Raw genomic sequence first — 22,757 nt, forward strand, 5'->3', positions numbered from 1 at the left:
GTCACATCACCCCTCCGCGCTCGACGGTGAACTTCGAGATGGCGACGGCCATCAGGAAGTTCAACAGCGCGTACACCAGTGCGATGTCGAGGAAGTACGGTACGTCCAGGGCGGCCGACAACAGCGCGAGAATGACGACGGTGTTCGTCCCGATGACGTTCACCGCGAGCACGCGGTCCTGCATCGTCGGTCCACGAACGGCTCGATACAGCACCGCGATTACGAGGACGACGAACACCGCGGCGGCGCCGAGGAGGATGTCGTTGACCATCAGTCCTCCTCACCTCCGTTCTCGGTGACCGTGTCGAGTATTCGGCAGTCGTCGCGCTCCCGCGGCGTCGAGATGCCGGCGGCGCCCCGGCCGTAAAAGACGAACCGAACCGCCCGTTCGAGGGACCCGTCGAACAGTCCCTCTCGGGCGGCCGGGATGAGCGAGTGGACCATGAAGTCCTGTCCGCGGACCCGGACGGTGAGCGTCCCCGGCGTGAGCGTGATGCTGTTTGCCAGCGTCGTCACCGGCATCCCACCCCAGACGGCCGAGCGAACCTCGACCGTCCGTGGTTCGATTGGCATCTTCGGATGCAGGACGACGTACGCCACGAGGAGGTTCGATACGACGATTTCGTAGACCAGATACGGGACGAAGATGGCGAGTCGAACGAGCCGTTTGGCGATGACGCCGAGGCGCATCCGGTCGCTGAAGGCGATGCGGTGTAGCAGCGCGGCAACGACCGTCGCCGAGATGACGCCGGTAACGAGGTCGAATTGCGAGAGGGTGAGTCCGCTGAGGAGTTGATAGAACAGAAACGAGACGCCGAACAGCGTGGCGAACTGCAGCAGGCCACCGCGTCGGAGGAGTTGACCGCGGCGGGTCGGTCGGTCGACCGGCGCTTCCTCGACTGTCAGTCCCGCCTCGACGAGGGCGACCTCCATCGGACGCAACAGAGGGACGTTGCCGCCCGGGCTGTACTCCGGGTCGACGACGACGCGCTCGACGCCGTGGCTTCGGGCGTAGTCGGCGAGAACGCGAGCGTAATCGTCGGGGCCGAAGAGGTACTCGTCGGCGCCGACGATGGCCGTCTCGATTTGGAGATTGGACGCCTCGTCGTCGGCGTCTTCCTCCGCCCAGACGGTCGCCCGTTCGAGCAGTTCCTCGAGTTCGGCTTTCCCGTCGGCGCTGGTGTCGCCGATGGCGCTGGATGCCAGCGGTGCGACGAAGTGTATCTCGCCCGAGGCCGCGAGCGCTTCGCGGACCGCGTAGGCGACGGTGTTCCGCAGCGTGACGGACTCGCCGACCGGAACGAGAATCGCCTCGTCGACGGGTTGGTCTGGTGGCTCCTCAGGCACGGCTAGTCACTGTGTTGGGTGTTCTGGCAGCCACACCAAAACGGTTGTTCTTCCGGTCGGCGGTTTCCGACGACAGCGCGTGCCGAAATCCGTCGAGCAAGTCTTAAAACGGCGCGTCACGGAAGCCATCTCATGACAGACGCGGCGTTCGTTCCGGGCCACGTGACCGCCTTTTTCAGTGCCCACCCGGACGACGACCCGACGAAAGCCGGCTCCCGAGGAGCGGGCGTCGCCCTCGCCGACGGCGTGACCGTGCGACTCGAAGCCGGTGACGGGCTCGAACTCAACGGTGAGGAACTCGAAATCGAGGCCGTCGACCGGGTGCTGGGTGCCCTCCGTGCCAACGCCCGCGTCGTCGCCGAAACCGACCTCCCGCTCGGTTCTGGATTCGGGGTCTCCGGCGCGCTCGCCCTCGGTACCGCATTCGTCGCCAACCGGGTGTTCGACCGCCAACTCTCGGAGAACGAACTCGTCACCATCGCCCACGGCGCGGAGGTACAGGCCGGGACGGGACTCGGCGACGTGGTCGGACAGGCTCGTGGCGGGTTCCCGGTTCGACTGGAACCGGGCGCGCCGGCTCACGGCGCCATGGACGGCATCCCCGACCGCCGGCGAATCGAGTACCTCACCTTCGGTGAACTGTCGACCGAAGACGTCCTCGGCGGCGACACCGAGGAGCTGTCCGCGGCGGGCAAGCAGGCGCTGTCGCAACTCGTCGCCGAACCGACGCTGGAGACGATGATGGCCGCCTCGCGTCGCTTCGCACGCGAGGCGAACTTCCTGACGCCCCGCCTCGAAGAGGCGATTCGCGACGTTTCGGAGGCCGGCGGCGACGCCTCGATGGCGATGCTCGGGGAGACGGTGTTCGCACTCGACACCGGCCTTTCGGATGCAGGCTACGACGCCGAGCGATGTGAGGTGTGTCTGCCGGGCGCACACGTTCGGTAACGGGTACGCGACGGCCACCTCCAGTCTCCCGACAGCCGTTGCGGTCGGTGGACGGGCCGATGCTTTTGACGCTACCGCCCGTCGGTACGCACATGCGAGAGGGCGACTCGTGAGACGGGTTCCGTTCACTCGATTACAGGAAGCCGTCTTCCACATCGAGCGAGCCTACACGCCGTTGAACATACAGGCCGAAGCCACGACGACGGCGACACTCGACGCCGAACGGCTCGCGACGGCCGCCGGACAGGCCTGCGAAGCCTACCCGATAGTGAAGGGTCGCCGCCGTCGGGACGCCAGCGGTCCAACGGACTACGCCTGGGTGATTCCCGACGGGCCCGCTGACGTTCCCCTCGAAACCGTCGACTCGGACGACGCCGACCTCGGTGAACTCCGACGGCGGTTCTACGGCCAGCGGTTCGACCTCCAGACGGAGTCTCCCCTCCGGTTGCTCGTGGTTCGCGGCGGTGGCACCGACGGGGGCGACCGGCTCTGTGTCTGTGCCAGCCACGTCTCGATGGACGGCGTCGGCGCACTCCGAGTGCTGTACGCGCTGCTCGTCGCGTATCGCGGTGACGACCCGACCCCGCACCCCGTCGAGAAGTCGCCCCGGGAGATGATACGAACGATTCGGCCCACCGACCCGACGCGCCGCCTTCGGTCGATGGGTGCGGCCGCCCGGCGACTCAGATACCTCTTCGACCCACCTGCGAGGCTCTCCGCGGGGGATTCGAGTTCCGTCGAGTGGCGATTCGCCCACCGACACCTCGATGCCGACCTGACCGGCCGTCTCATCGGCGGGGGGCCGGAGGAATCCACGGTCAATGACCTGCTCCTCGCGGCCCTGCACCTCACCATCGACCGATGGAACGCTTCCGCTCCCGACGATCTCGGAAAAATCGGCCTCATGATGCCGGTGAACGCCCGGCCTCGGGACCGGTTCTACGACGGCGTCGGACTGTACACCCTCTTCGACAGCGTCACCACCGACGCCTCGCATCGTCGGAACGTGGCGAGGACCCTCTCGCAAGTGACCGAACAGACGCGTCACACCAAACGGAGCGACCGACCGCTGGGGTTCCTCGAATGGTGGCACCTCGCCTCGGCGACGCTGCCGCTTTCGGTCCGAAAGCGACTCCCCCGACTGCTCGATGGCCCCGGCGAGCGCCTGCTGGATACGGCTGTGCTGTCGAACCTCGGTCGGATTCCGGAACTGCCGGCGCTGCCCGAGGGGACGTTCGAGCAGTTGTGGTTTACGCCGCCCTGTTGGCCGCCGACACCGGTCAGTATCGGCGTCGCGACCGTCGGGAACAGACTCCACCTCGGGTTCCGGTACATCCGCTCGGGGTTCGACGCCGCGGCCGCCGAGTCGTTCGCGGACCGCTTCTGTGAGCAGTTGCGCGCGACGGTGCGAGACACCACCGGTGACGACAGAAGACATTTGTAATCGGGTCCGAAACGCGAATCGATGTCCCTCCAGGCTTCCGCCGACCGGTTCCGACCGGTCTCGGTTCCCGTTTCGCTGTTCGTCCTCGTCGTGGCAACGCTGGTGTTCGTCCCGCCGCTGGTGTTGGGCGAGGTGACGTTCAGAACGTACGCAATCGCGACCGCGGTGTTCATCCTCGCCGTCTCGTCGGTGTTCCCGTACGCCGTCGTCGTCGCCGTCGGGACGCTGCCGCTGTTGTACCTGGGCTTCGGGACCTTCGCCTCGCCGACGACGCTTCCGGCCGAGGACGACTCGCCTTCGATGACGGCTGCCGTCCGCCACGTCGTCGCGGGTATCGCCTACGTCCTCGCGTCGGCCGTCGTCGGTGGCGTCGGTCTCGGCGCCGACTTCGCGGTGTCGAGCGGTTCCTCCCCGTCCCCCCTGCCGTCGCTGTTAATCGTCGGCGGAGTCGTCGTCGCGAGCGTCTTCGTCGGCCTCCAACTGTGGCGCTACGACGGCGAGGGGACCTTCGACTGGCGGACGGTCGCAACGACGGTCGTCCTCGGTGGCCTCCTCGCGCTGTCGCCGTCCGTCGCCCTCTGGGTGTTCGGCGGCGTGTAGTCCCGAGCACCGCCGAGCGGGAGTCTTTTATCGGCCCGTCGCCCACCAATTCCCATGACCGGTCCGGAGATTCCGGAGTCACACCCCCGATACGAGTCGCTTTTGACGCGACACCGTATCGAGGAGGGGGTCGACCTCGGCATCACGTCCAGACAGGGACTCATCGCACAGGGTCGCGGCGAGGCCTTCGACTACCTCCTCGGCGAGGAGACGATTCCCAGCGCCGACGCGGCCGAACGCGTCGCCGCTGCCCATCTACTGCGCGCTGACCACGCCGTCCTCTCTATCAACGGCAACGTCGCAGCGCTGGCCCCCGGCGAGATGGTCGAACTCGCCGAAGCGACGGGTGCGGCTCTGGAAGTGAACCTGTTCAACCGAACCGAAGAGCGGATGGAGAACATCGCGGAGTACCTCCGCGAACACGGCGCCGAGGAAGTGCTGGGGTTGACGGCCGACGGTCGGATTCCCGGTCTGGACCACGAGCGGGCGAAGGTCGACGCCGACGGCATCGGCAGCGCCGACGTGGTTCTCGTCCCGCTGGAGGACGGCGACCGTGCGGAGGCGCTCGCCGAGATGGGCAAGACCGAACTCGTCGTCGACCTCAACCCGATGTCGCGGTCGGCCAAGTCGGCGACGGTTCCCATCATCGACAATCTCATCCGCGCCGTGCCGAACATCACAGCCCACGCTCGTGACCTCTCGGATGCGAGCGAGGGCGAACTCGACGCTATCATCGAGGACTTCGACAGTGGGGCGGCACTCGAAGCGGCGGAGCAACGGATTCGAAGTCTCGACGAGTAGGAATCGAGGCGAGAGCCGTTCTACCCAGCGAATCGACACGTGTCGTGCGTGCGTCTGACGTAGTGTTTTGTGTCAGGAGACTCTAGACATTCCCATGGCTAGCCTCACGGAGGTCTACAAGGGAGGCAACGGGGCCGGCCTCCGGCGGCTGTACGCCGGTGTCGCGCTGTTCGGGGTCGGCGCGGTCCTACTCGTTGCTGGTATCGTCATCGCAGCCACCGGTGTCGGCAGCCGTTTCGGCTTCGATATGTTCGAAGCCCGGCGGGTCGCCGGCATTCTCGGCGGCCTCGGGCTGCCGGCGGTGCTGCTCGGAACCATGACCGTCCTGCCGCGGTCCTCGCGGAAGGTTCGCGTCGCGGCCTTCGCCGGAGCGGCCGTCAGCGCCGCCGGCGTCGTCCTGTTCAACGGCGCCTACCCCGTCGATTGGGTCGGCGGCTCCGGGGACACGTCGATGACGCTCGTCGTCGCCGCGGTGTACTTCTTCGGTACGCTGGTCACCTCGTGGTGTCTGTTCACCGCCGTCGCGAACTTCAAGGCGCGCAACGACCCCGGCGGCACCGTCAAACTCGAGATCACGAAGGAGGGCGAGACGAAAGTCGTCGAGGTGTCCAACGACCGCCTGAAGGGAACGCTCGGCGGTATCGGCCTGCTCGGCGGCACGCCCGACGGCAACGTCGAAACCCAGACGAATCACGGTTCGGAGTCCACCGGCAGCACGACCCACGACGACGGCGCGACGGTGACCCACGCGAATAAAACCACCTCGCGGTCGCGAAGCGACGGCTTCGGCGGTTCGAGTGCCGGTGTGACCGATGGCGGGTCGACGACGACCGACTCCGTCGGAACGCCACCGACGACCGACGACGCCGAGTTCCTCGACGACGAACCCTCGGCACCTGTCGGCGACACCTACTGCGGCAACTGCAAGCACTTCCGGTACGTCCGTACCGACGACGGTATGGTACCGTACTGTGGCCTCCACAGCGAGCAGATGGACGACATGGACGCCTGCGAGCAGTGGACGCCGAACAACTGAGTCGACTTATCCGATTACTTCTTTCATCCGCTTCCAGTGGCTCCCCTTCCAGAACAGTTGCCCGCAGTCCTGACAGCGCCAGCAGTCGGTTTCTTGGGGGTCGGGCGCGTATCCGGGCGTCGTCTCGTCGTCCTCGACCGGGACAAGCGAACCGTTACACCGACCACACCGCGTGGGCACCTCGGCGACGGCCAACTCGACGCCCGCCTCGCGTAGCTCGGCCAGTTGGTCCTCGATATCGCGTTTCGTCAGGAGTATCGAGGACTCGGCCTGCCCAGCCAGTGAGACGTCCCGAGTGAGAAGCGTCCTGTTTTCCTCGGCGGCGATATCGAGGATGCGGTCGTCGGCCTCGACGCCGCGATCACCGGCGTAGACGGCATCGTAGCCGCACAGTCGGAGATACACGGTGAGTTTGCCGAGCATCACGTCGAGCAACAGCCGGTCCGTTTCGGGATGAAACCCCGAATCTCGCCCGGTCACAGCCCCAGGAACTCCCGAATGCCGTCGGCGTCTCGGGTGTTGAGTACGTCGTCGGCTTCGGCCCATCCGCGCCGGGCCGTGTGAACGCCGTAGCGAATCGAGTCGTAGGCGCCGGGGCGGTGGGCGTCGGTGTCGATGGCGATTGTCGCCCCCGCCTCGATTGCGACTTTGACGTTACTGGAGCGGAGGTCGAGACGGCGTGGGTCGGCGTTGATTTCGAGGGCAGTCCCGCTGTCGGCGGCGGCTTCGGCGACACGCTCGATGTCGAGGTCCAATCCCGGCCGTTGGTTCAACAACCGGCCCGTGGGGTGGCCGACGATGTCGACTTCGGGGTGTTCGATGGCGGCGACGATACGGTCGGTGCCGTCGCCGTCGAGGTCGCTGTGTGGCGAGGCGACGACGCAGTCCAACTCGGCGAGGACGTCCTCGCCGACCGAGACACTACCGTCGGCGCCGATGTTGGCCTCGACCCCGGCGAAGACGTCGATATCGATGGCGTCGTCGACGGCGCGGATCTCCTCGATTTGCGCCCGCAGTTCCTCGTCGGTCAGGCCGACACCGCCGACCATCCCCGGGCCGGTGGCGTGGTCGGCAATCGAGATGTAGTCGTGGCCGAAGTCGGCGGCGGCCTCGGCCATCGCCTCGATGGTCGTCTGGCCGTCGGAGTACTCCGTGTGGAGGTGGAGGTCGCCGCGAACGTCGTCGACCGTGAGGAGGTCGGGCAACTCGCCGGCCGCTGCGGCGGCGACTTCCCCGCGGTTCTCCCGCAACTCGGGGGCCATCCACGCCATGTCGAGTGCGTCGTAGACGCCTTCTTCGGTTTTGCCGGCGACGCGTTCGCCGACACGCTGGCCCGAATCCGGGTCTTCGACACTACTGATGTCGAAGACGCCGTATTCGTTGACCTTCAATCCCATCTCGATGGCGCGGTTCCGGACGGCGACGTTGTGGTCCTTGCTGCCGGTGAAGTACTGGAGGGCGGCGCCGAACTCCGCATCGACGACGACGCGTAAATCGACTCGCATGCCGTTCTTCCGGACTGAGGCCTTGCTCGTGCCGGCCTCGATGACCGTGCCGGCTTCCTCCCACGACTCGAAGGCCTCGACGACCGCGTCGGCGTCGTCGCTGCCGACGAGGACGTCGATATCGCCGATTGTGGGCCGCCAGCGTCGCAGCGACCCCGCCACGTCGACGCGCTCGACGGCATCGAGGCTCTCGAAGAACGCCAACACCCGGTCGGCGACGGGACGGGCCTCCCCCAGCAGGCTTCGCGCTCTGGACTCCCGAGCGAACGGAATCGCCTCGAGGATGTTCTCCTCGGTCTTGGCGCCGAACCCTTTCACCTCGCGTATCTCGCCGGCCTCGGCGGCGGCTTCGAGGTCCTCTAGGGTCTCCACGCCGAGGGCGTCGTACAGCGCCTCGACGGTCTTGGGGCCGACGCCCTCGACGGCGGTGAGCGCGTCCATCTCGACCGGCAAGCCCTCCCTGAGTCCCTCCAATTCCTCGATTTCGCCGGTGTCGAGATACTCGACGATTTTCGAGGCGATGGCGTCGCCGACATCTTCGATTTCCTTGATGGCTTCCTCGCCGCCCTTCTCGCGGAGCGTTTCGACGGCGACGGTGTGGCCCCGGACGCTGTCGGCGGCCCGCCGGTAGCTGTTCGGCTTGTAGTCGATGTCGCGGGCCTCGAGGTGGTCGGCGAACTCCTCCAACAGCGCCGCGATTTCGGCGTTCCTGCTCATGGTTATCGTACCGCCGGTCCGTCGTCGTCGCGGCCCATCGCCTGCTTCAGGAAGTCCATCCACCGTTTCGTGTCGGCGGCCTCCTGTCGCTTCGCCTCGGCTTCGACGCTTCCCGCGTTGAGGTTCTCTAGGGCCTCAAGTGCCCGGTCGATGCCGATGATGGCGTCGGCCAACTCCTCGCCCGACTCGAAACTGATTTCGCCCTCCTCGATTCGGTCCTTCCGTTCGAGGCGCTCCCGTCGGAGGTTCCGCTTTGCCTGCTCGACGCGGTCGCGCTCGCCGGGCGGCACCGAATCCAGCCGCTTGATTTCGAAGACGAACGACTGCAGTTCGACCTCCTCGCCCTGCACGTCGATTCGCTCGGGGATGTCGACGCCGAGCGTCGCGCTCTCGCGGCCGATGCGTTCGAGGAGCTGTTTCCGCTCGTACTCCTGCACGCCTCGACGTGGGGGTTGGAGGGGCAAATAACAATCGCTGATGCCGGGTGTAGTCGTTGAGTTTCTGATTACTGCGGTGCGAACAATATCTCCGACGCCCTCGGCCGGGAGCGCGTGTCGGCCTTGGCCGACCGCGCGACATGCGCGGCGCTACGCGCCGCGATGTAGGTTCGCGGGCCGTCGGCCCGCGCAACCCGGGGAAGGGCAGGGCTACAGCGGGTCGAACAGCGACATCCTTGGTGGACTGAAAGGGCGAGGCACGGTGGCGCCGAAGGAGCGTCGCTGCTCGGGCACTACCCGAACGAAGTGAGGGTATCCCGAGCAGCGACCGCCCGCGTGCCGAGGGCTTTCGTGGTCGTGCTGTCCTCGTTCCCACGCTCGGTCCTCACGACAACGACATACTTCCCGTAGTATCGACGGGTACACAAGCGACGAGTGCCGACCGGCGGTATGAGCGAACTCACCGTCGAGCCGGTCGAGTCGGTCGACGAATCCGAGTTACCGGTCGGCGTCGACGCCCCGGAGTACGTCCTCTACGGCGGGAAGGGCGGCGTCGGCAAGACGACGTGTGCGGCGGCGACGGGGCTGGCGAGTGCCCGCGACGGGACGGCGACGCTGGTGGTCTCGACGGACCCCGCCCACTCGCTTTCGGATACGCTGAACACCGAGATCGGTTCGGAGCCGACACGAATCAAAGACGATATCCCGCTGTACGCGGTCGAAATCGACCCCGAGGCGGCCTCTGAGGGGCCGTTCGTCACCGACGAGGAGGGCCAAGCGGAGGCGGAGTTCGACGCTGGCGCTGCCGGCGGCACGGACGGTGCGATGGGGGGTCTCGGTGGTCTCGAAGGGATGCTCGGCGGCGGCGACCACCCGCTTGCCGGCGGTGCGATGCCGGGGGCCGACGAGGCGGCGGCGATGCAACTACTCCTCGAATACCTTGACGACCCGCGATTCGAACGGGTCGTCGTCGACACGGCGCCGACGGGACACACCCTGCGGCTGCTCGAACTCCCTGACGTGATGGATTCGATGGTCGGACGGCTGCTCGCCTTCCGGGAGAAACTGTCGGGGATGGCGGGTAGCCTCGGCGGCCTGTTCGGCGGCGGGAGCGACGAGGGAATGGAGGAGGGCGTCGACGATTTACGGGAGCTGTCGTCGAAAATCGAGCGCCTCCGGACCGCGCTTCGGGACCCCTCTCGAACCGACTTCCGGGTCGTGATGGTGCCCGAGGAGATGAGCGTCGTCGAGAGCGAACGGCTCATCGATCGCTTGGAGGGGTTCGGGATTCCGGTCGGGACGGTCGTCGTCAACCGGGTGAGCGAGGATTTGACCGACGTTGCGGGCTTCGATGAGGAGTGGTTCGTCGCGCCCGACACCGAACACTGTGAGTTCTGTCGGCGGCGCTGGGAGGTCCAGCGGTCGGCACTCCAGCGGGCGCAGGAACTGTTCCGCGGACGGGACGTGAAACGGGTGCCGCTGTTCGCCGAGGCGGTGCAGGGCGAGGCGATGCTGGGCGTCGTCGGTTCGTGTCTCGATTAGTCGAATTGAAACGCCGTCAGGAGGACGGCGATGCCGATGACGGCGCCGAGGGCGGCGAGGACGAGTTCTCCGTCGGCGACGGCCCGTGCCGCCTGTCCGAGCAGGAAGAAGCCGACCACGAGACCGCCGATTCTCAGGAGCGTCCCTCGGTCCATGGTCGGGACTCGAAGCGAACGGACAAAGCAGCGTCGCTACGCGATTCGGGTGATACCGACGCCGAGGACCAGCACCAACGCCCCGATGACGCCCTGTAGCGTGGCGTTGACGATGTCACCGTGGAAGGCGTTCCGAACCGCGAGGGCGACGAACGCGAGGGCGACGACGACGTGCATTCCGATGACGGCGACGTAGCGGGGTTCCACGCATAGCCTAACTCCGGCCACCGGCAAAACTATGTCGGCCAGCCGGAATTACCACAACTCGGAGGTCGTTTACGTTCGTCCCGGTCGCGCCGCATCTGAGCAGCGCCCCGTGGTCGTCGAGGTAGCCGTAACTGTCGTTGTTTTCGAGCACATCGTATGCAGTCCTCGGGTCGGTGACCGTCGATGCGTCGACCACCGCGCCCGCGGCGTCGGTGCTGCCGTCACCGCCGTCGGTGTCGACTGCCGCGAGCACGGCGCCCGGCGGAAGGTCGACGGCCCCGGCGAGTGCGAACTCGCAGTTCGGCCCGCCATCGCCGTCGCCGGTGACGGTGACCGTCGTCTCGCCACCCGACAGCAGTACGGCCGGCGGTTCGACGGGATTTCCCGAATCGGCGGCTTCCGCGGCGATAGCGGCGTGGAACCGCCCCGCTTCGCTGGCCTCCCCTTCGATTCGCGTCGAGAGGACAATGGTTTCGTAGTCGGCCTCGCGGGCAACGTCGCGGGCGGCATCGACGGCGTCTCGACCCGAGGCAATGATGTGGTTCTCTACAGCGGCATCGGCCGCTTTCGTCGGCGCTGCGTCCGCAAGCCACGCGCGAACGTCGCTGTCGACACCGTATCGCTCCAGCACCGCGAGGGCAGCCTCGGGGTCGGTTTCGGTCGGAACCGTCGGGCCGCTGGCGATAACCGCCGGGTCGTCGCCGACCACGTCGCTGACCAGTACACCGACGACGGTGGCCGGGGCGGCAGCGGCCGCGAGACCGCCGCCCTTGATTCGCGAGCAGGCGCGTCTCACCGTGTTTACTTCGTCGATGGATGCGCCGGCATCGAGCAACCCCTCGGTGACTGTCCGAATGTCGTCGACGGTGAGTCCCTCGGCGGGTGCACACAGCAACGCGCTTCCGCCGCCGGCTATCGTCGCGAGTACGAGCGTCCGGTCGGTGGCGTCTGCCGCACGCTCCAGGACGGCGGAGGCGCCCGCGACGCTTCCCTCTCCCGGCGTCGGGTGTTCGCCTTCCAGGACGGTCACGCGCTCGGTGTCGGCGGTCCGGTCGTTCGTGACGACGACGCCGCTGGTCAGTTTCTCGCCCAAAAACGCCTCCAGTGCGGCCGCGAGGTGGTCGCTGCCCTTCCCGCCGCCGAGAACGAGAACCTCGTCGTACGCCGAGAGGTCGTACGTGGCATCGCGGATGGTGAGTATCTCGCCGTTGAGTCGGCAGTGTCGCTCGACGGCACGGGCCGGCAGCGACGCCTCGATGCCGGCCGTCAGACAGTCGACGGCGAGTTCGTGGGCGGGGGAGTCGGTCGGCGGGTCGGCGAAGGTCACGACGTGTACTTCCGAATGGCCTCGAAGACGCGGTCGCTGACGCGGTCGGGTAGGTAGCTGGCGTAAATCAGCAGTTGGGCGACACGGCCGACGACGTAGCGCGGTTCGGGGTCCGGCGTCACCGACGCCTCGACGATGGCTTCGGCGACTTCGGCGGGGTGGACCGCGATGGGGCTGTCGGCGCCGAACAGCGAGGCGTCCTCTTGGAACTCATAGAGGTCTGCGTAGGCCTCCGTGCGGTCGAGACGCCCGAGTTCGTCGCCGACGCGCTCGCGGAAACTCGTCTTCACGGGGCCGGGTTGGACGACGCTCACGTCGATGCCGAAGGGTTCGACTTCCAGGCGGAGGGCGTCGCTGTACCCCTCCATGGCGTGTTTCGACGCCGAGTACGGACCCATCCCCGGCGTGGCCAGTCGGCCGGCGACCGAAGAGACGTTGACGATGGTGCCCTCCTCTCGCTCGCGCATGTGCGGCAGCACTTCACGGACGAGTCGGTGGGGACCGAAGACGTTCACCTCGAACTGTTTCGCGAAGAGGTCGTCGCCGATGTCCTCTATCGGGCCGTGTTGGCCGTAGCCCGCGTTGTTGACGAGCGAGTCGATGCGACCCTCCTCCTCGATGATGCGGTCGACGACGCGCTCGCAGTCCTCGGGGTCGGTCACGTCGATGGTGCCGATGTCACAACCCGCCTCGCCCAGCTTCTGGATGTCGGCGGGGTTCCGTGCCGTCGCGTACACCTGCCACTCCTCGTCGAGGAAGGCGTACGCCGTCGCTCGACCGATGCCGGACGAACAGCCGGTGATGAGAACCGTCCGATTGCTCATACGGTTCGCTCGGCGGGGCGGTAGTTAGTCGTTGATATACTGGCGAAGGGTGTCACAGGCCGCTCGGAGACCGAAACGCCCAACCGCTCGCTTGCAGAACCACGAGATAGTGCCCGACTACGATGCGGTCCTCTTCGACAGCGACGGCGTGTTGGTCGAACCGCCGGGCGCCGAGACGCAGACGGCGGCCATCCGGCGAGCCTTCCAGTCGGTCGGCGTCGACGACCCCGAGGCCGAACACGTCCAAGCCCTCACGAGCGGCGTCACCAGCGAGACTCTCGACGACATCGGAGCGGCCTACGATATCGACCCGGCCGCCCTCTGGGACGCTCGCGAACACCACGACGAGCAATCGCAGTTCGACGCGTTCAGAGCCGGCGACCGCGACCGCTACGACGACACCGCTGCCGTTTCCGAGATTCCCCTCCCGCGTGGCGTCGTGAGCAACAACCACCACAGCACCATCGAGTTCGTACTGGAGTTCTTCGAGTTCGGCGACACCTTCGACACCTATTACGGCCGCGAGAAGACCGTCGAGAGCCTCGACCTGAAGAAGCCGAACACCCACTACGTCGAGCGCGCCCTCGATGACCTCGGAGGCGCGTCGGCGCTGTACGTCGGCGACAGCGAAAGCGACGTACTCGCGGCCCACCGAGCAGGCCTCGATTCGGCGTTCCTGCGGCGTCCACACTGCCGGAACGTCGACCTCTCGGTGGACCCGACGTACGAACTCGAAACGCTCCACGGCATCGCGGAGTTACTCGACTTCTAGCTTAGACCGTCTTTTTCAGTTCATCGGCGTAGGCGTCGGCGAGCCGCGTCGGTTCGGGGAGTTTGTACGCGCCGCCGCAGGCGGCCACGCAGTCGACGGCCGTCTTCGCCGACAGTCGATGCCCCGAGGAGACGTACAGCGGATTGATGTTCGTGGAGCCCGGGTACTGCCGGCTCTGGTAGGCGTAGCCGACCGTCTCGCCGGCCGGCGTGTCCGGCATCGAGTCGTCGGCTTCGATTGCGACGCGGGCGCCCTCGAGCAGCGAGTCGACGGACTGTCGCGGTTCGCCACACAGGAGGTTCTTCGCGACGCCCACCGCTGGCGTATCGAACAGCACGCCGACGTGGGTGGCGATGCCGGCCTCTCTGAAGTGGATGCGACCGCTTCCGTCGAAGACGAGCAGGTCCGGGTCGCAATCGAGGGTCTCCAGGGCCGCGACGATGGGGTCGCCCTCACGGAAGGCGAGCAGGCCCGGAATGTAGGGAATCGACAGCGGCGTGACGGCGCTGGCCCGTTCCACCACCTCGTCGCCGCGCAGGACGACCACCGCCGAGACGGCCCGGTCGTCGAGGAACGCCTGGTCGACGCCGGCGACGAGGGCCTCGCCCGACGCGATGTCTTCGGGGTCGAAGTCGATGTCGTCCTCGAAGACGGCCGCCTCGGCGATGTCTCGCTGGAGGGCTTCCATCGCCTCGCGGGACAGCGACGGGTCGGGGAGGAACCGCTCTTCGACGACGTTCATCGGAGGCCGCCGCCACCGCGACCGGGGCCGATGTTCAGTTGTCCCGGGCCGCGTCCGACCTCGTGTTTGATGCGGTTGCCGTACCACAGACCGATGACGAGTCCGGTGAGGTGTGCGAAGTGGGCGACGCCGCTGAGGGGGCCGCCGTCGGCGACGAAGAAGACGACCGACCCGATGGCGTACAGGAACGCGAGCGTCCGCATCGAGACGGGGATGAAGAAGAACAAAAGCACCTTCAGGTCCGGCGAGGTCATCGCCAGCACGCCCAAAAGCGCCATCAACGCGCCGGAAGCACCGAGGACGGCGACCTGCTCGCTGGTGAGCAGTCCGACGCCGACCTGTCCGAGGCCGGCGGCCATCCCGCTGACGAGAAAGAGGATGGTGAACTTCTTCGAGCCGATTTGACGCTCGACGATGGGGCCGAAGAAGTACAGCACGATGCCGTTGAACAGCAGGTGCGTCGGCCCGCCGTGGGAGAACACCGAGATGACCCAGGTCCAGACGTACTCGGGGTTTGCTGTGGTGAGAGTGAAGATGCTGTACCACTCCTGAGAGTAGGCCCTCACCCCAAACAGCGGCGCGAGGAGGTACTGCACCGCGAAGACGATGACCGTGAGCGCGAGGAACAGATACGAGACGTTGTTCCGGAAGTAGCCGAGCGGCCCGCCGGCACCGGTGTCGAGGCCGATTTTTTCGAGCGTGTTCGAGGCCGTCCCGCCGCTGTTGTTCACCGAGTCGTCGAACCCGCTGTCGAAGACGTTCTGCGGGTCGTTCCAACTCTCCAAGCCGGGGCAGTTGTGGTTCTCCGGGAGCCGGTGTTCGCTACAGTAGGTCCCGCCACAGTGCCGGCAGTTGTACGGCATGTTTACGTGTTTGCCGCACACGTCGCAGTTCGCCATTACCCGGGTTAGCCGGTCGGCGGGCAAAGTCGTTTGGATGTTGCCCATCCGACACGGCCGTCTCCTGCGAGGGTTTATACGTCGGGACGGGACCAGACGGCGTGGACGCCGTCGCGCCGAGCGACCGCGGATTCCGGCGGTCCGTGAGTCCGACTACGCCCGCGGGGGCCGCGCTATGCGAAGTACTCCGCCAGCCGTCGGGCCGCCTCCTCCGCCCGAGGCGTCACGAGCGCAAAGCGGAGCCACTCCGCTCGGGACTCGCCGAAGGCGTCGCCCGGCATCCCCGCGACGCCAGCCTCGTCGATGAGTCGCTCGACGTTCGACAGCGTCCCCGGATAGCCGTCGAAGCGCGCCATCACGTAGAAACTCCCGCGCGGGCGTGTGTACTCGGCGCCGGCCTCCTCTAAGGCCGCACAGAAGGAGTCGATGCGCTCTTCGAGCATCCGTCTGTTCTGCTCGTAGTACTCCGCCGGCGTCTCCCGGAGCGCCTTCAGCACCGCGTACTGGGCGGGTCGAGAGCCGGCGACGTTGACGAGCATGTGTCGAGTCCGAACCGCGTCCATCAGCCACTCGGGAAAGACGGCGTAGCCGACGCGAAAGCCCGTAATCGCCATCGACTTCGAGAAGGCGTTGGTGACGACGCTGTTCTCCGAATCGAACTCCAAGACCGAGGCGAAACGCCCCTCGTCGTAGACGAAGTGGTCGTACACCTCATCGGAGACGAGCAGGGCGTCGCACTCCTCGGCGATGTCGACCAGTTGGCGTTTCGTCTCCCGTCCGTACACTCCGCCGGTGGGGTTGTTCGGTGAGTTGACGACGATGGCGGCGGTGTCGTCGCTCGCGTTCGCTCGAACCGCTTCGGCGTCGAGGGTGCCGTCGTGGTCGGCGGCGACGAACCGCGGAGTCCCGTCGAGCATCTCGGTTCGTTTGTGGTAGTAGGGGTAGACGGGGTCGGCCAGCAGTACCTCGTCGCCGTCCAGTGCCTCTAGCGCGGCCGCCATCGCGAGGTAGTTCGCTTCGCCGGCGCCGTTCGTGATGATGACGCGGTCGACGTCGACACCACGCCGCGCCGCGATTTCCTCACGAAGTTCGGTGAGGCCCTCGCTCGGCGGGTACTGGAAGTCGTCGACCGGCGCGTCGGCGTACTCCCGGAGGCCCTCCCGAAGCGCCTCGGGGGCCTCCCAGTCGGGGTTGCCGGACACCATGTCGACGACATCGCGGTCCGCTTCGGCCGCGTACTCCATGAGATGGAAGAACAGCGGCCGCTCGTAGTCGTCCATACCCCTGCTGTGGACGGCGGCTACGTCGGTTTGTCGCTTTCCACCGGCCGTTTCAAGTCCGCTCGCCGCGAGGAGTCGGGTATGGAAATCGAGGAACGCATCGGAGAGATTCTCCGGGAGCGCGGCGAGTACGTCGCCACGGCCGAATCCTGTACCGGCGGCCTCATCGGCTCGTTGCTGACCGATGTCCCCGGGTCGAGTGACTACTTCGATAGGTCGGTCGTCACCTACACCTACGACGCGAAACTGGAGGAGTTGGGCGTCCCGCGAGAGATTCTCGACAGCGAAGGGGCGGTCAGCGAACCGGTCGCCGAACAGATGGCCCGTGGCATCCGCGACGGCGCGGGCGTGACGTGGGGCGTCGCTACCACCGGTATCGCCGGGCCGACCGGCGGCACCGACGAAAAGCCCGTCGGGACGGTGTACATCGGCGTCGCCCACGCCGGCGAGTGGGGCAGTGGCGAGTCGTGGTGTTCCGTCGAGCGATACGTCTTCGACGGTACGCGAACGGAAATCAAGCGACAAATCGCGGAACGGGCACTGGAGGATTTGGCCGACGCCGCCGTCGGCGAGTAGGTTTTTGGTAGCCGAGAGAGACCTTTCCGTCGATGGACAAAGAAGGCCACGTCCTGAACGCGATTGCACTCGGCATCGGTCTCGGCTTCATCCTCGAACCGTCTGGCACGATGGAGACGCTACGGGCGGTCGTCGCCGTCACCATCCCGCTGTCGCTCGGAGCGCTGTTTCCCGACGTGGACACGGCGTTCGGCAAGCACCGCAAGACGCTCCACAACCTCCCGGTGTTGTTCCTGTTTCTCGTGTTTCCGGTGGTGTTCGGTAACCTGCAGTACGTCTGGATCGGGGTTCTCACCCACTACGTCCTCGACATCGTCGGCAGCAAGCGCGGTATCGCGCTGTTCTACCCGCTTTTGAGCGACGAGTACGGCTTCCCCACCGGCGTCACCACCTCCAGTAAGTTCGCCAACGTCGTCACGCTCGTGATTACGGGGCTGGAACTCGCCGTAGCTGCTGTCATTATCCACGTCCTTCCGCAGTACGTCGACCTCCCGACGGCCGCCGAAATCACGAACGCGGTGCTCTAATAGACGCTGACGTCGTCGAAGCGACCCTGGTAGGCGATGTGGTCCGGATGTGTCGGTTCCGTCCCGGAGAGGAACAGTCGGTCGACTTTCTCCCAGGTGTTCTCGTAGAACAGATGGAGGAACTCCGCGCCACACCGGAGTCGGTGTTCGACGCCGTCCCGATGAAACACCCTCCGCGGCGCCCCGTCCCGAAACGCTTCGGTGAGTTCCGCGGCGGTGTCGAAGGGCTCTTCGAAGGCCGTCCACACCTCGCCGACGGTCCCCGGGAGGTGGGCGTACGACGACCCGAACGGTGGCAGGCCGAACTCCCGCTGTAACTCCCGTGCGCGTTCGTTGTGGTGTTGCCAGTGTTTCGGGTTGTACAGCTCGATGCCGTGTATCTGTTCGGCGTGGGCACGGAGGTCGTGTGACTCCAGACTCACCGTCGCGAACTCGGGGTGCGGTGCGAGGACGGCCGCGTTCTGTCGGTCGAACTCGGCCATCGCGCCTTCGAGGCTGATGAAATCCGGAACGGGTTCGGAGAGCCCGACCGCGAGGACGTGCTTTCGGTTCCGCCAGTCGCCGGTGAACACCTCGCGTGCGGGAACGACGAGCAGTTCGTCGTCGGTGAACCGCTCGGCACGAGCCTCGATGTCGGGGAGTCGCTTGAAGTGCGGCGCGTACACGATGGCGTCGAGGCCCCGCTGTTTCGCGCGCTCGGCGACCTGCTCGTCGAGCACCTTCACGTGGGCGTCGACGCGGAACTCGTCCATACGCGGGCTATCGACGCGGTGCCGTTAGCGGTTCCGATTCGGCGCGAACGCTTTTAGGGCACCGTACCGAGTCCCCGACTATGTGGGAGTGTGACATCGCTGGCTGTGGGTTCGAAGACGAGGCCGTAGAGGAGTTGCTCGTCCATCAGGCGACGGCCCACGACCGCCACCAGTGTGCCGTCTGCGGCACCGTCGTCCCCGACGGATACTTCGGCATTCGACACGCCTTCTCGGAACATTCCCGGGCGGAGTACCTCCGACACTACGAGGCCGATACGGACGACATCCGCCGCCGGGAGCGAGTGCTCTCGACGGTCGAGGACGAAGCCGACATCGAGACGGTCGTCCAGCGGCTCGGGCTCGACGCCGATGTGGGCTCGGACGTGGGAACCGAGGAGTAACGGCCGTCCGCTGATTGTCGCCGAAGAATAGCGAGTACGCTGTTAGCGCTCTTCGCTGTCGAGAACGCGAATCTGGTCGCCGCGGACGGTGACCGGGATGGGAACCGTCGCCTCGTACAGTTCGACGGTGACCTGGTCTTTCCCCTCGTCGATGCGCTGGACCTGAGCTTTCTCGCCTTTGAACGGACCGGCGATGAGTTCGACGATGTCGCCTTCCGCGATGCCTTCGACGTCCGGCTTCGGGCTCAGGAAGTGTTCGACCTCGGTAATCGATGATTCGCCGGGGACCAGATTGCGGGCGTGGGGGATGTCCTCGAGTGCTCGCTCGATGGCGGCCGGTCCGTCGGCTTCGACCATCACGTAACTGGTCAGCGAGTCCGGCGCGAGGGCGGCGTGGATGTCCGGCTCCTCGCGGCTGATAATCATGTCTGCGACCGTCCGCTCTTGGCTCGCGGTGGTCTTGACTGCGTAAACCGACATCAGGGCCCTCCGGGGACGAACGTCATGATCGCGAAGATGGCGAAGCCGATGAAGCCCACGAGCAGGATGCCGATGCCGGCGATGGTGGACACCTTCGAGAACTCGTCCCACGACGGCGTGCTCGCGAGTTTGAGCACCCGAACGTACGACGAGAGGTCTTTCGGCGTGTTCATGTCCTCCCGTTCCTGCTCAGGGGTTTTCTACCTGTTGGTTGTCGCTACTCGACGTAGTCGATGTCGTCGCCGCCCTCCGCCATCGCGCGCTCGGCTTCGGCCTCGCTCTTGCCGTATATCTGGGGGCTGTCGACGCCCGTCACGACGATCATCGTCTCCATCTTGCCGTCGAACTCGGGGTCGACGGAGGCGCCCCAGATGATGCGTGCGTCGGGGTCGATGCGGTCGTAAATCTCCTCGACGACGCCCTCGGCCTCCTCGATGGACATGTCGGGGCCACCGACGACGTTGACGAGGGCGCTGTTGGCGCCGTCGAACTCCACGTCGAGCAGCGGCGACCGAAGCGCCGACCGGATGGAGTCCTGGGCTTTGTTCTCGGAGTCGGATTCGCCCAGTCCAATCATGGCGACGCCGCCGTTCTCCATGATGGTCTTCACGTCGGCGAAGTCGACGTTGACGAGTCCGGGCTTGGTGATGAGTTCTGTCATGCCCTTGACGCTGCGCATCAGGACGCGGTCACAGATTTTGAAGGCGTCCTGCAACGGCATGTTCGGCGCATAATCGAGGAGTCGGTCGTTCGGAATGACGATGACGGTGTCGGCGACGGCACGGAGCCGTTCGAGGCCGGCATCGGCGTTGGCTCGCCGGCGTTCGCCCTCCGCGGTGAACGGAATCGTCACGATGGCGATGGTGAGTGCGCCCTTCTCTTGGGCGGCCTGTGCGACGACCGGTGCGGAGCCGGTGCCGGTGCCGCCGCCGAGACCGGCGGTGATGAACACCATATCCGACCCGTCGATGGACTTCGTGATGTCTTCGATGTCCTCCTGGGCGGCCTCCTCGCCGATTTTCGGGACGCTGCCGGCGCCGCGGCCGCCGGTTCGCTGGCGGCCGATGAGGATTTTCTCGTCGGCCTCGACTTCGGTCGCGAGGTGTTGGGCGTCGGTGTTGGCGGCGACGAGTTTCGCGCCGTGGATGCCGGCCTCGGACATCCGGGTGACGGTGTTGCCGCCGGCGCCGCCGCAGCCGACGACGGTAATCTTCGTTTCGAGGTCCTTGACGACGCTCGCCAGTTCCTCGTCGGTCATCGTTCCCGACCCTTTCACGTCGGCGTCGGTCTCGGCTCCGGTCCCGTTGGCACCGGCCGACGCCGGCTCCCCAGCCGGCGCCTCCCCATCCTCTTCGGCTTCGCCGATAGCGTCCTCGATAATCGAGTCCATTATGCCTGCCGCTGTTGCGCACGCGGATAAAGTATCTTTCCCCGATGTCTGACGCCCGTCGCACGAAATCGGCCGATGTTCGGCCTATTGACTCGGTTCAGCCGATAAACCGGTAGCGACGATATAAAACCGACCGGGTCAGAACTCGAAGCGCTGCTCTCGCGCGCGCCGAACGTCGGCCGGTTCGACCGTCTCGCCGTCGGCTTCGACGCTTTCGCCCGAAGAGAGGCGACCGAAGGCCGGTCCTTCCTCGATGCCGGCCTCCCGGGCGAGTTCGGGGTCGAACACCGCTCTCGCGGCGAACACCTCGCCATCGCGGACTTCGACGGTGTCGTACTTCGACTCGAGGACGGCCGCAAGTGAATCGACGAGTCGTCGGTAACTGCTGGCTTCGGGCAACGCCACCGGGCCGCCGACGAGGGAGGCCCCCTCCAGCGTCTCGTAGGCGAGTGCGCGTTCCGAAACGGCCTCCAGAACGGCCTCCCGGTCGACACCGTTGGCTTCATCGAGCAGTTCCTCCGGGAGTTCTTCGAGGACGTACTCGCCGTCGTAATCGACTGCGAGTGCACCGAACCGGAGGCCATCGTCGATGGCGATGAGGTCACGCTCCAGTTCTTCGACGAGTTCGAGGGGGACGCCTGTCGTCTCCCGGAGCCACGTTTCCGACACCGAAAGGAAGCCGAGATCGTCGATGACGGCTTCCAACTCGGGGTGGTCGCCGTCGAGGAGCGCGAACTCGGTGCCGCTGGCTCGGAACGCCTTCGCGACGACTGCCTTGGCCTCGTTGGGGTCGCCCATGTCGTCGAGCGACCAGTCGGCGGCGATGTGACCGACCGCCCAGTCGGTTTCGGTCAGTATCCGGTCGAACCGGGGTGCGTAGTGGCCGCCGCCGAAGCCGACGACCGTCCGTTCGGTTTCGGGGTCGACGCCCCGGAGGTCGAGGATGGCCTCGGCGACGGCCTCGGCGCCGGCCGGGTCGGCCCACTCCGCCTCGTCGCTGCCCAACTCCACGAACAGCGACGGACAGCCGACGAGACTCGGGCCGTGGTGGGTACACTCGATACCGACATCGTAGTCCTCGGGTGCGTACTCCGCGAACGACTCACGGACGCGTTTGAGGGCGTTCGGTGCGGCCCGGGCGAGTGAGCCCTCGCCGCCGCCGTACTCGGCGGGGCCGAAGTTACCGGTCGCGTGTGCGGTCAGCAGCGGCCCGGTGTCGCCGGAGTGCCGCGAGGCGAAGACGAGCAAATCCGGGTCGTCGAACGCCGCCGCGACGCCATCGAGGTATAGATGGAGGTCCTCGAAGGTGCGGAGTTCGGCGCCGTCGGTCCGGTAGTACGTCCCGCCGCCTTTCCCCTCGGAGCGACTTTCGTCTTCGTGTTCGGTCCACTCCTCGCGGTCCAGTAGGCGTTCACCGATGTGTTCGGAGGCGCTGTCGGCTTGGGAGACGACGACTGCGAGCATGGGCGGGCTTGGTGACGACTCGGATAAAGGCCGTCGGTGTGTTCGATGAGAGGGCCTAAGACCGTTCGCCGACGACGGATTCACAATGGAAATCGATGTCGTCTGGGGGGCCGCCGAGGCCCCGACGGAGTTGAGCGCCTTCGACGCGGCACTGGCCGAGGCCGGCGTCCACAACTACAACCTTCTGCAGTTGTCGTCGGTCGTTCCCGCCGACGCGACGGTCGTCGAGGCGGGCCGTCACGAACAGTCCGCACCGACTGGAACGCCCGTTTCGGTCGTCCTCGCCGAGCGGTCGAGTTCGACCGACGGCGAGACGCTAGCGGCCGGTCTCGGGTGGGCCACTTCGCCCAGCGGCGGCGTGTTCATGGAAGCGACCGGCGACTCCGAGACCGAGGTCCGAGCGGAACTCAGGGCGTCGTTGGCGGGGGCGAAAGAACTCCGGGAGTGGGAGTGGTGCGAGGAGACGCTGTGTGTCCGGGGACACACCGTCGAGGACACCGGGTCGGTCGTCGTCGCGGCCGTCTACCCCGGCTTCCGCGTGCCGTGGATTCACGACGAGTGAGGTGCCGAACGGACACGCTTGT

General features: G+C 66.4%; 28 protein-coding genes. 11 read left to right on the forward strand and 17 right to left on the reverse strand.

The window, feature by feature from the left end:
• Position 1: 1 nt before the first annotated feature.
• Both HWX69_RS06725 and HWX69_RS06730 read right to left on the reverse strand, forming a co-directional pair.
• Complete coding sequence (locus HWX69_RS06725) at positions 2–271, reverse strand: cation:proton antiporter (RefSeq protein WP_178916313.1); 270 nt, start codon at positions 269–271, stop codon at positions 2–4.
• Positions 271–1,347, reverse strand: a complete 1,077-nt coding sequence (locus HWX69_RS06730) for a monovalent cation/H+ antiporter subunit E (protein WP_348642988.1) — start codon at positions 1,345–1,347, stop codon at positions 271–273. The genes HWX69_RS06725 and HWX69_RS06730 overlap by 1 nt, the downstream gene beginning before the upstream one ends.
• A 132-nt stretch (positions 1,348–1,479) precedes the next feature.
• Between HWX69_RS06730 and HWX69_RS06735 the strand changes: the two genes are divergently transcribed.
• The 5 genes from HWX69_RS06735 to HWX69_RS06755 all read left to right on the forward strand — a co-directional run bounded on the left by HWX69_RS06735 (position 1,480) and on the right by HWX69_RS06755 (position 6,176).
• Positions 1,480–2,295, forward strand: coding sequence for a pantoate kinase (locus HWX69_RS06735; RefSeq protein WP_178916314.1), 816 nt, complete (start codon positions 1,480–1,482; stop codon positions 2,293–2,295).
• A 109-nt stretch (positions 2,296–2,404) separates the two neighbouring features.
• Positions 2,405–3,739 (forward strand): hypothetical protein, encoded by a 1,335-nt coding sequence (locus tag HWX69_RS06740; RefSeq protein ID WP_178916315.1) that lies wholly within the window; start codon positions 2,405–2,407, stop codon positions 3,737–3,739.
• Positions 3,740–3,760: 21 nt separating this feature from the next.
• A complete protein-coding gene (locus HWX69_RS06745; RefSeq protein WP_178916316.1) occupies positions 3,761–4,339 on the forward strand; it encodes a hypothetical protein in 579 nt (192 codons plus the stop codon).
• 54 nt (positions 4,340–4,393) lie between these two features.
• Positions 4,394–5,140 (forward strand): 4-phosphopantoate--beta-alanine ligase, encoded by a 747-nt coding sequence (locus HWX69_RS06750; RefSeq protein WP_178916317.1) that lies wholly within the window; start codon positions 4,394–4,396, stop codon positions 5,138–5,140.
• 94 nt (positions 5,141–5,234) lie between these two features.
• Entirely contained in the window at positions 5,235–6,176 is a 942-nt protein-coding gene (locus HWX69_RS06755; protein WP_178916318.1) for a cell division protein CdpA domain-containing protein, read from the forward strand.
• A gap of 6 nt (positions 6,177–6,182) precedes the next feature.
• On the opposite strand, the gene HWX69_RS06760 is transcribed toward HWX69_RS06755, so the two are convergent.
• From HWX69_RS06760 to HWX69_RS06770, 3 genes are read right to left on the reverse strand one after another with little or no spacing between them, the layout of a single operon-like run.
• Positions 6,183–6,656: a Mut7-C RNAse domain-containing protein gene (locus tag HWX69_RS06760; RefSeq protein ID WP_348642989.1), complete on the reverse strand. Its 474-nt coding sequence runs from the start codon at positions 6,654–6,656 to the stop codon at positions 6,183–6,185.
• A complete protein-coding gene (gene polX, locus HWX69_RS06765) occupies positions 6,653–8,398 on the reverse strand; it encodes a DNA polymerase/3'-5' exonuclease PolX (RefSeq protein ID WP_178916320.1) in 1,746 nt (581 codons plus the stop codon). The genes HWX69_RS06760 and polX overlap by 4 nt, the downstream gene beginning before the upstream one ends.
• 2 nt (positions 8,399–8,400) lie before the next feature.
• Positions 8,401–8,835, reverse strand: coding sequence for a DUF5788 family protein (locus HWX69_RS06770; RefSeq protein ID WP_178916321.1), 435 nt, complete (start codon positions 8,833–8,835; stop codon positions 8,401–8,403).
• A 450-nt stretch (positions 8,836–9,285) separates the two neighbouring features.
• Between HWX69_RS06770 and HWX69_RS06775 the strand changes: the two genes are divergently transcribed.
• Positions 9,286–10,377, forward strand: a complete 1,092-nt coding sequence (locus HWX69_RS06775; protein ID WP_178916322.1) for an ArsA family ATPase — start codon at positions 9,286–9,288, stop codon at positions 10,375–10,377.
• Here HWX69_RS06775 and HWX69_RS06780 read toward each other — a convergent pair.
• From HWX69_RS06780 to HWX69_RS06795, 4 genes are read right to left on the reverse strand one after another with little or no spacing between them, the layout of a single operon-like run.
• A complete protein-coding gene (locus tag HWX69_RS06780; protein ID WP_178916323.1) occupies positions 10,374–10,532 on the reverse strand; it encodes a hypothetical protein in 159 nt (52 codons plus the stop codon). The two genes, HWX69_RS06775 and HWX69_RS06780, sit on opposite strands and share 4 nt — an antisense overlap.
• A 36-nt stretch (positions 10,533–10,568) precedes the next feature.
• Positions 10,569–10,739 carry a hypothetical protein gene (locus tag HWX69_RS06785; RefSeq protein WP_178916324.1) on the reverse strand — a complete coding sequence of 57 codons (171 nt, stop codon included), beginning with the start codon at positions 10,737–10,739 and terminating at the stop codon, positions 10,569–10,571.
• 7 nt (positions 10,740–10,746) lie between these two features.
• Positions 10,747–12,066, reverse strand: a complete 1,320-nt coding sequence (locus HWX69_RS06790; RefSeq protein WP_178916325.1) for a DUF4147 domain-containing protein — start codon at positions 12,064–12,066, stop codon at positions 10,747–10,749.
• Positions 12,063–12,890, reverse strand: a complete 828-nt coding sequence (locus HWX69_RS06795) for an SDR family oxidoreductase (protein ID WP_178916326.1) — start codon at positions 12,888–12,890, stop codon at positions 12,063–12,065. The genes HWX69_RS06790 and HWX69_RS06795 overlap by 4 nt, the downstream gene beginning before the upstream one ends.
• Before the next feature lie 109 nt (positions 12,891–12,999).
• Here HWX69_RS06795 and HWX69_RS06800 point away from each other — a divergent pair, with 109 nt between their 5' ends.
• Positions 13,000–13,662, forward strand: a complete 663-nt coding sequence (locus HWX69_RS06800) for an HAD-IA family hydrolase (RefSeq protein WP_178916327.1) — start codon at positions 13,000–13,002, stop codon at positions 13,660–13,662.
• A 1-nt stretch (position 13,663) separates the two neighbouring features.
• On the opposite strand, the gene HWX69_RS06805 is transcribed toward HWX69_RS06800, so the two are convergent.
• From HWX69_RS06805 to HWX69_RS06815, 3 genes are all read right to left on the reverse strand, one after another.
• A complete protein-coding gene (locus HWX69_RS06805) occupies positions 13,664–14,404 on the reverse strand; it encodes an endonuclease V (protein ID WP_178916328.1) in 741 nt (246 codons plus the stop codon).
• Positions 14,401–15,303, reverse strand: a complete 903-nt coding sequence (locus HWX69_RS06810) for a rhomboid family intramembrane serine protease (RefSeq protein WP_178916329.1) — start codon at positions 15,301–15,303, stop codon at positions 14,401–14,403. Before HWX69_RS06810 ends, HWX69_RS06805 begins: the two co-directional genes overlap by 4 nt.
• Positions 15,304–15,476: 173 nt before the next feature.
• Positions 15,477–16,583, reverse strand: a complete 1,107-nt coding sequence (locus tag HWX69_RS06815; protein WP_178916330.1) for a pyridoxal phosphate-dependent aminotransferase — start codon at positions 16,581–16,583, stop codon at positions 15,477–15,479.
• Between the two features lie 81 nt (positions 16,584–16,664).
• Between HWX69_RS06815 and HWX69_RS06820 the strand changes: the two genes are divergently transcribed.
• Positions 16,665–17,159 carry a CinA family protein gene (locus tag HWX69_RS06820; protein ID WP_178916331.1) on the forward strand — a complete coding sequence of 165 codons (495 nt, stop codon included), beginning with the start codon at positions 16,665–16,667 and terminating at the stop codon, positions 17,157–17,159.
• Between the two features lie 32 nt (positions 17,160–17,191).
• Complete coding sequence (locus HWX69_RS06825; RefSeq protein ID WP_178916332.1) at positions 17,192–17,686, forward strand: metal-dependent hydrolase; 495 nt, start codon at positions 17,192–17,194, stop codon at positions 17,684–17,686.
• Here HWX69_RS06825 and HWX69_RS06830 read toward each other — a convergent pair.
• Entirely contained in the window at positions 17,683–18,438 is a 756-nt protein-coding gene (locus HWX69_RS06830) for a PHP domain-containing protein (protein WP_178916333.1), read from the reverse strand. The genes HWX69_RS06825 and HWX69_RS06830 overlap by 4 nt on opposite strands.
• Positions 18,439–18,518: 80 nt before the next feature.
• Between HWX69_RS06830 and HWX69_RS06835 the strand changes: the two genes are divergently transcribed.
• Complete coding sequence (locus HWX69_RS06835; protein ID WP_178916334.1) at positions 18,519–18,839, forward strand: DUF7565 family protein; 321 nt, start codon at positions 18,519–18,521, stop codon at positions 18,837–18,839.
• A gap of 42 nt (positions 18,840–18,881) precedes the next feature.
• On the opposite strand, the gene HWX69_RS06840 is transcribed toward HWX69_RS06835, so the two are convergent.
• The 4 genes from HWX69_RS06840 to HWX69_RS06855 form a co-directional block, all read right to left on the reverse strand.
• A complete protein-coding gene (locus tag HWX69_RS06840) occupies positions 18,882–19,319 on the reverse strand; it encodes a transcription elongation factor Spt5 (protein ID WP_178916335.1) in 438 nt (145 codons plus the stop codon).
• On the reverse strand, positions 19,319–19,492 hold the full coding sequence (locus HWX69_RS06845; protein ID WP_178916336.1) for a protein translocase SEC61 complex subunit gamma: 174 nt from the start codon (positions 19,490–19,492) through the stop codon (positions 19,319–19,321). Before HWX69_RS06845 ends, HWX69_RS06840 begins: the two co-directional genes overlap by 1 nt.
• Before the next feature lie 44 nt (positions 19,493–19,536).
• Positions 19,537–20,709 carry a cell division protein FtsZ gene (gene ftsZ / locus HWX69_RS06850; RefSeq protein WP_178916337.1) on the reverse strand — a complete coding sequence of 391 codons (1,173 nt, stop codon included), beginning with the start codon at positions 20,707–20,709 and terminating at the stop codon, positions 19,537–19,539.
• Positions 20,710–20,847: 138 nt separating this feature from the next.
• Complete coding sequence (locus tag HWX69_RS06855) at positions 20,848–22,173, reverse strand: D-aminoacyl-tRNA deacylase (protein ID WP_178916338.1); 1,326 nt, start codon at positions 22,171–22,173, stop codon at positions 20,848–20,850.
• A gap of 85 nt (positions 22,174–22,258) precedes the next feature.
• On the opposite strand from HWX69_RS06855, the gene HWX69_RS06860 reads away from it, so the two are divergent.
• Positions 22,259–22,735 (forward strand): pyruvoyl-dependent arginine decarboxylase, encoded by a 477-nt coding sequence (locus HWX69_RS06860; protein WP_178916339.1) that lies wholly within the window; start codon positions 22,259–22,261, stop codon positions 22,733–22,735.
• The last annotated feature ends 22 nt before the right edge of the window (positions 22,736–22,757 follow it).

The organism is Natronomonas gomsonensis, assembly GCF_013391635.1.
GTDB lineage: Archaea > Halobacteriota > Halobacteria > Halobacteriales > Haloarculaceae > Natronomonas > Natronomonas gomsonensis_A.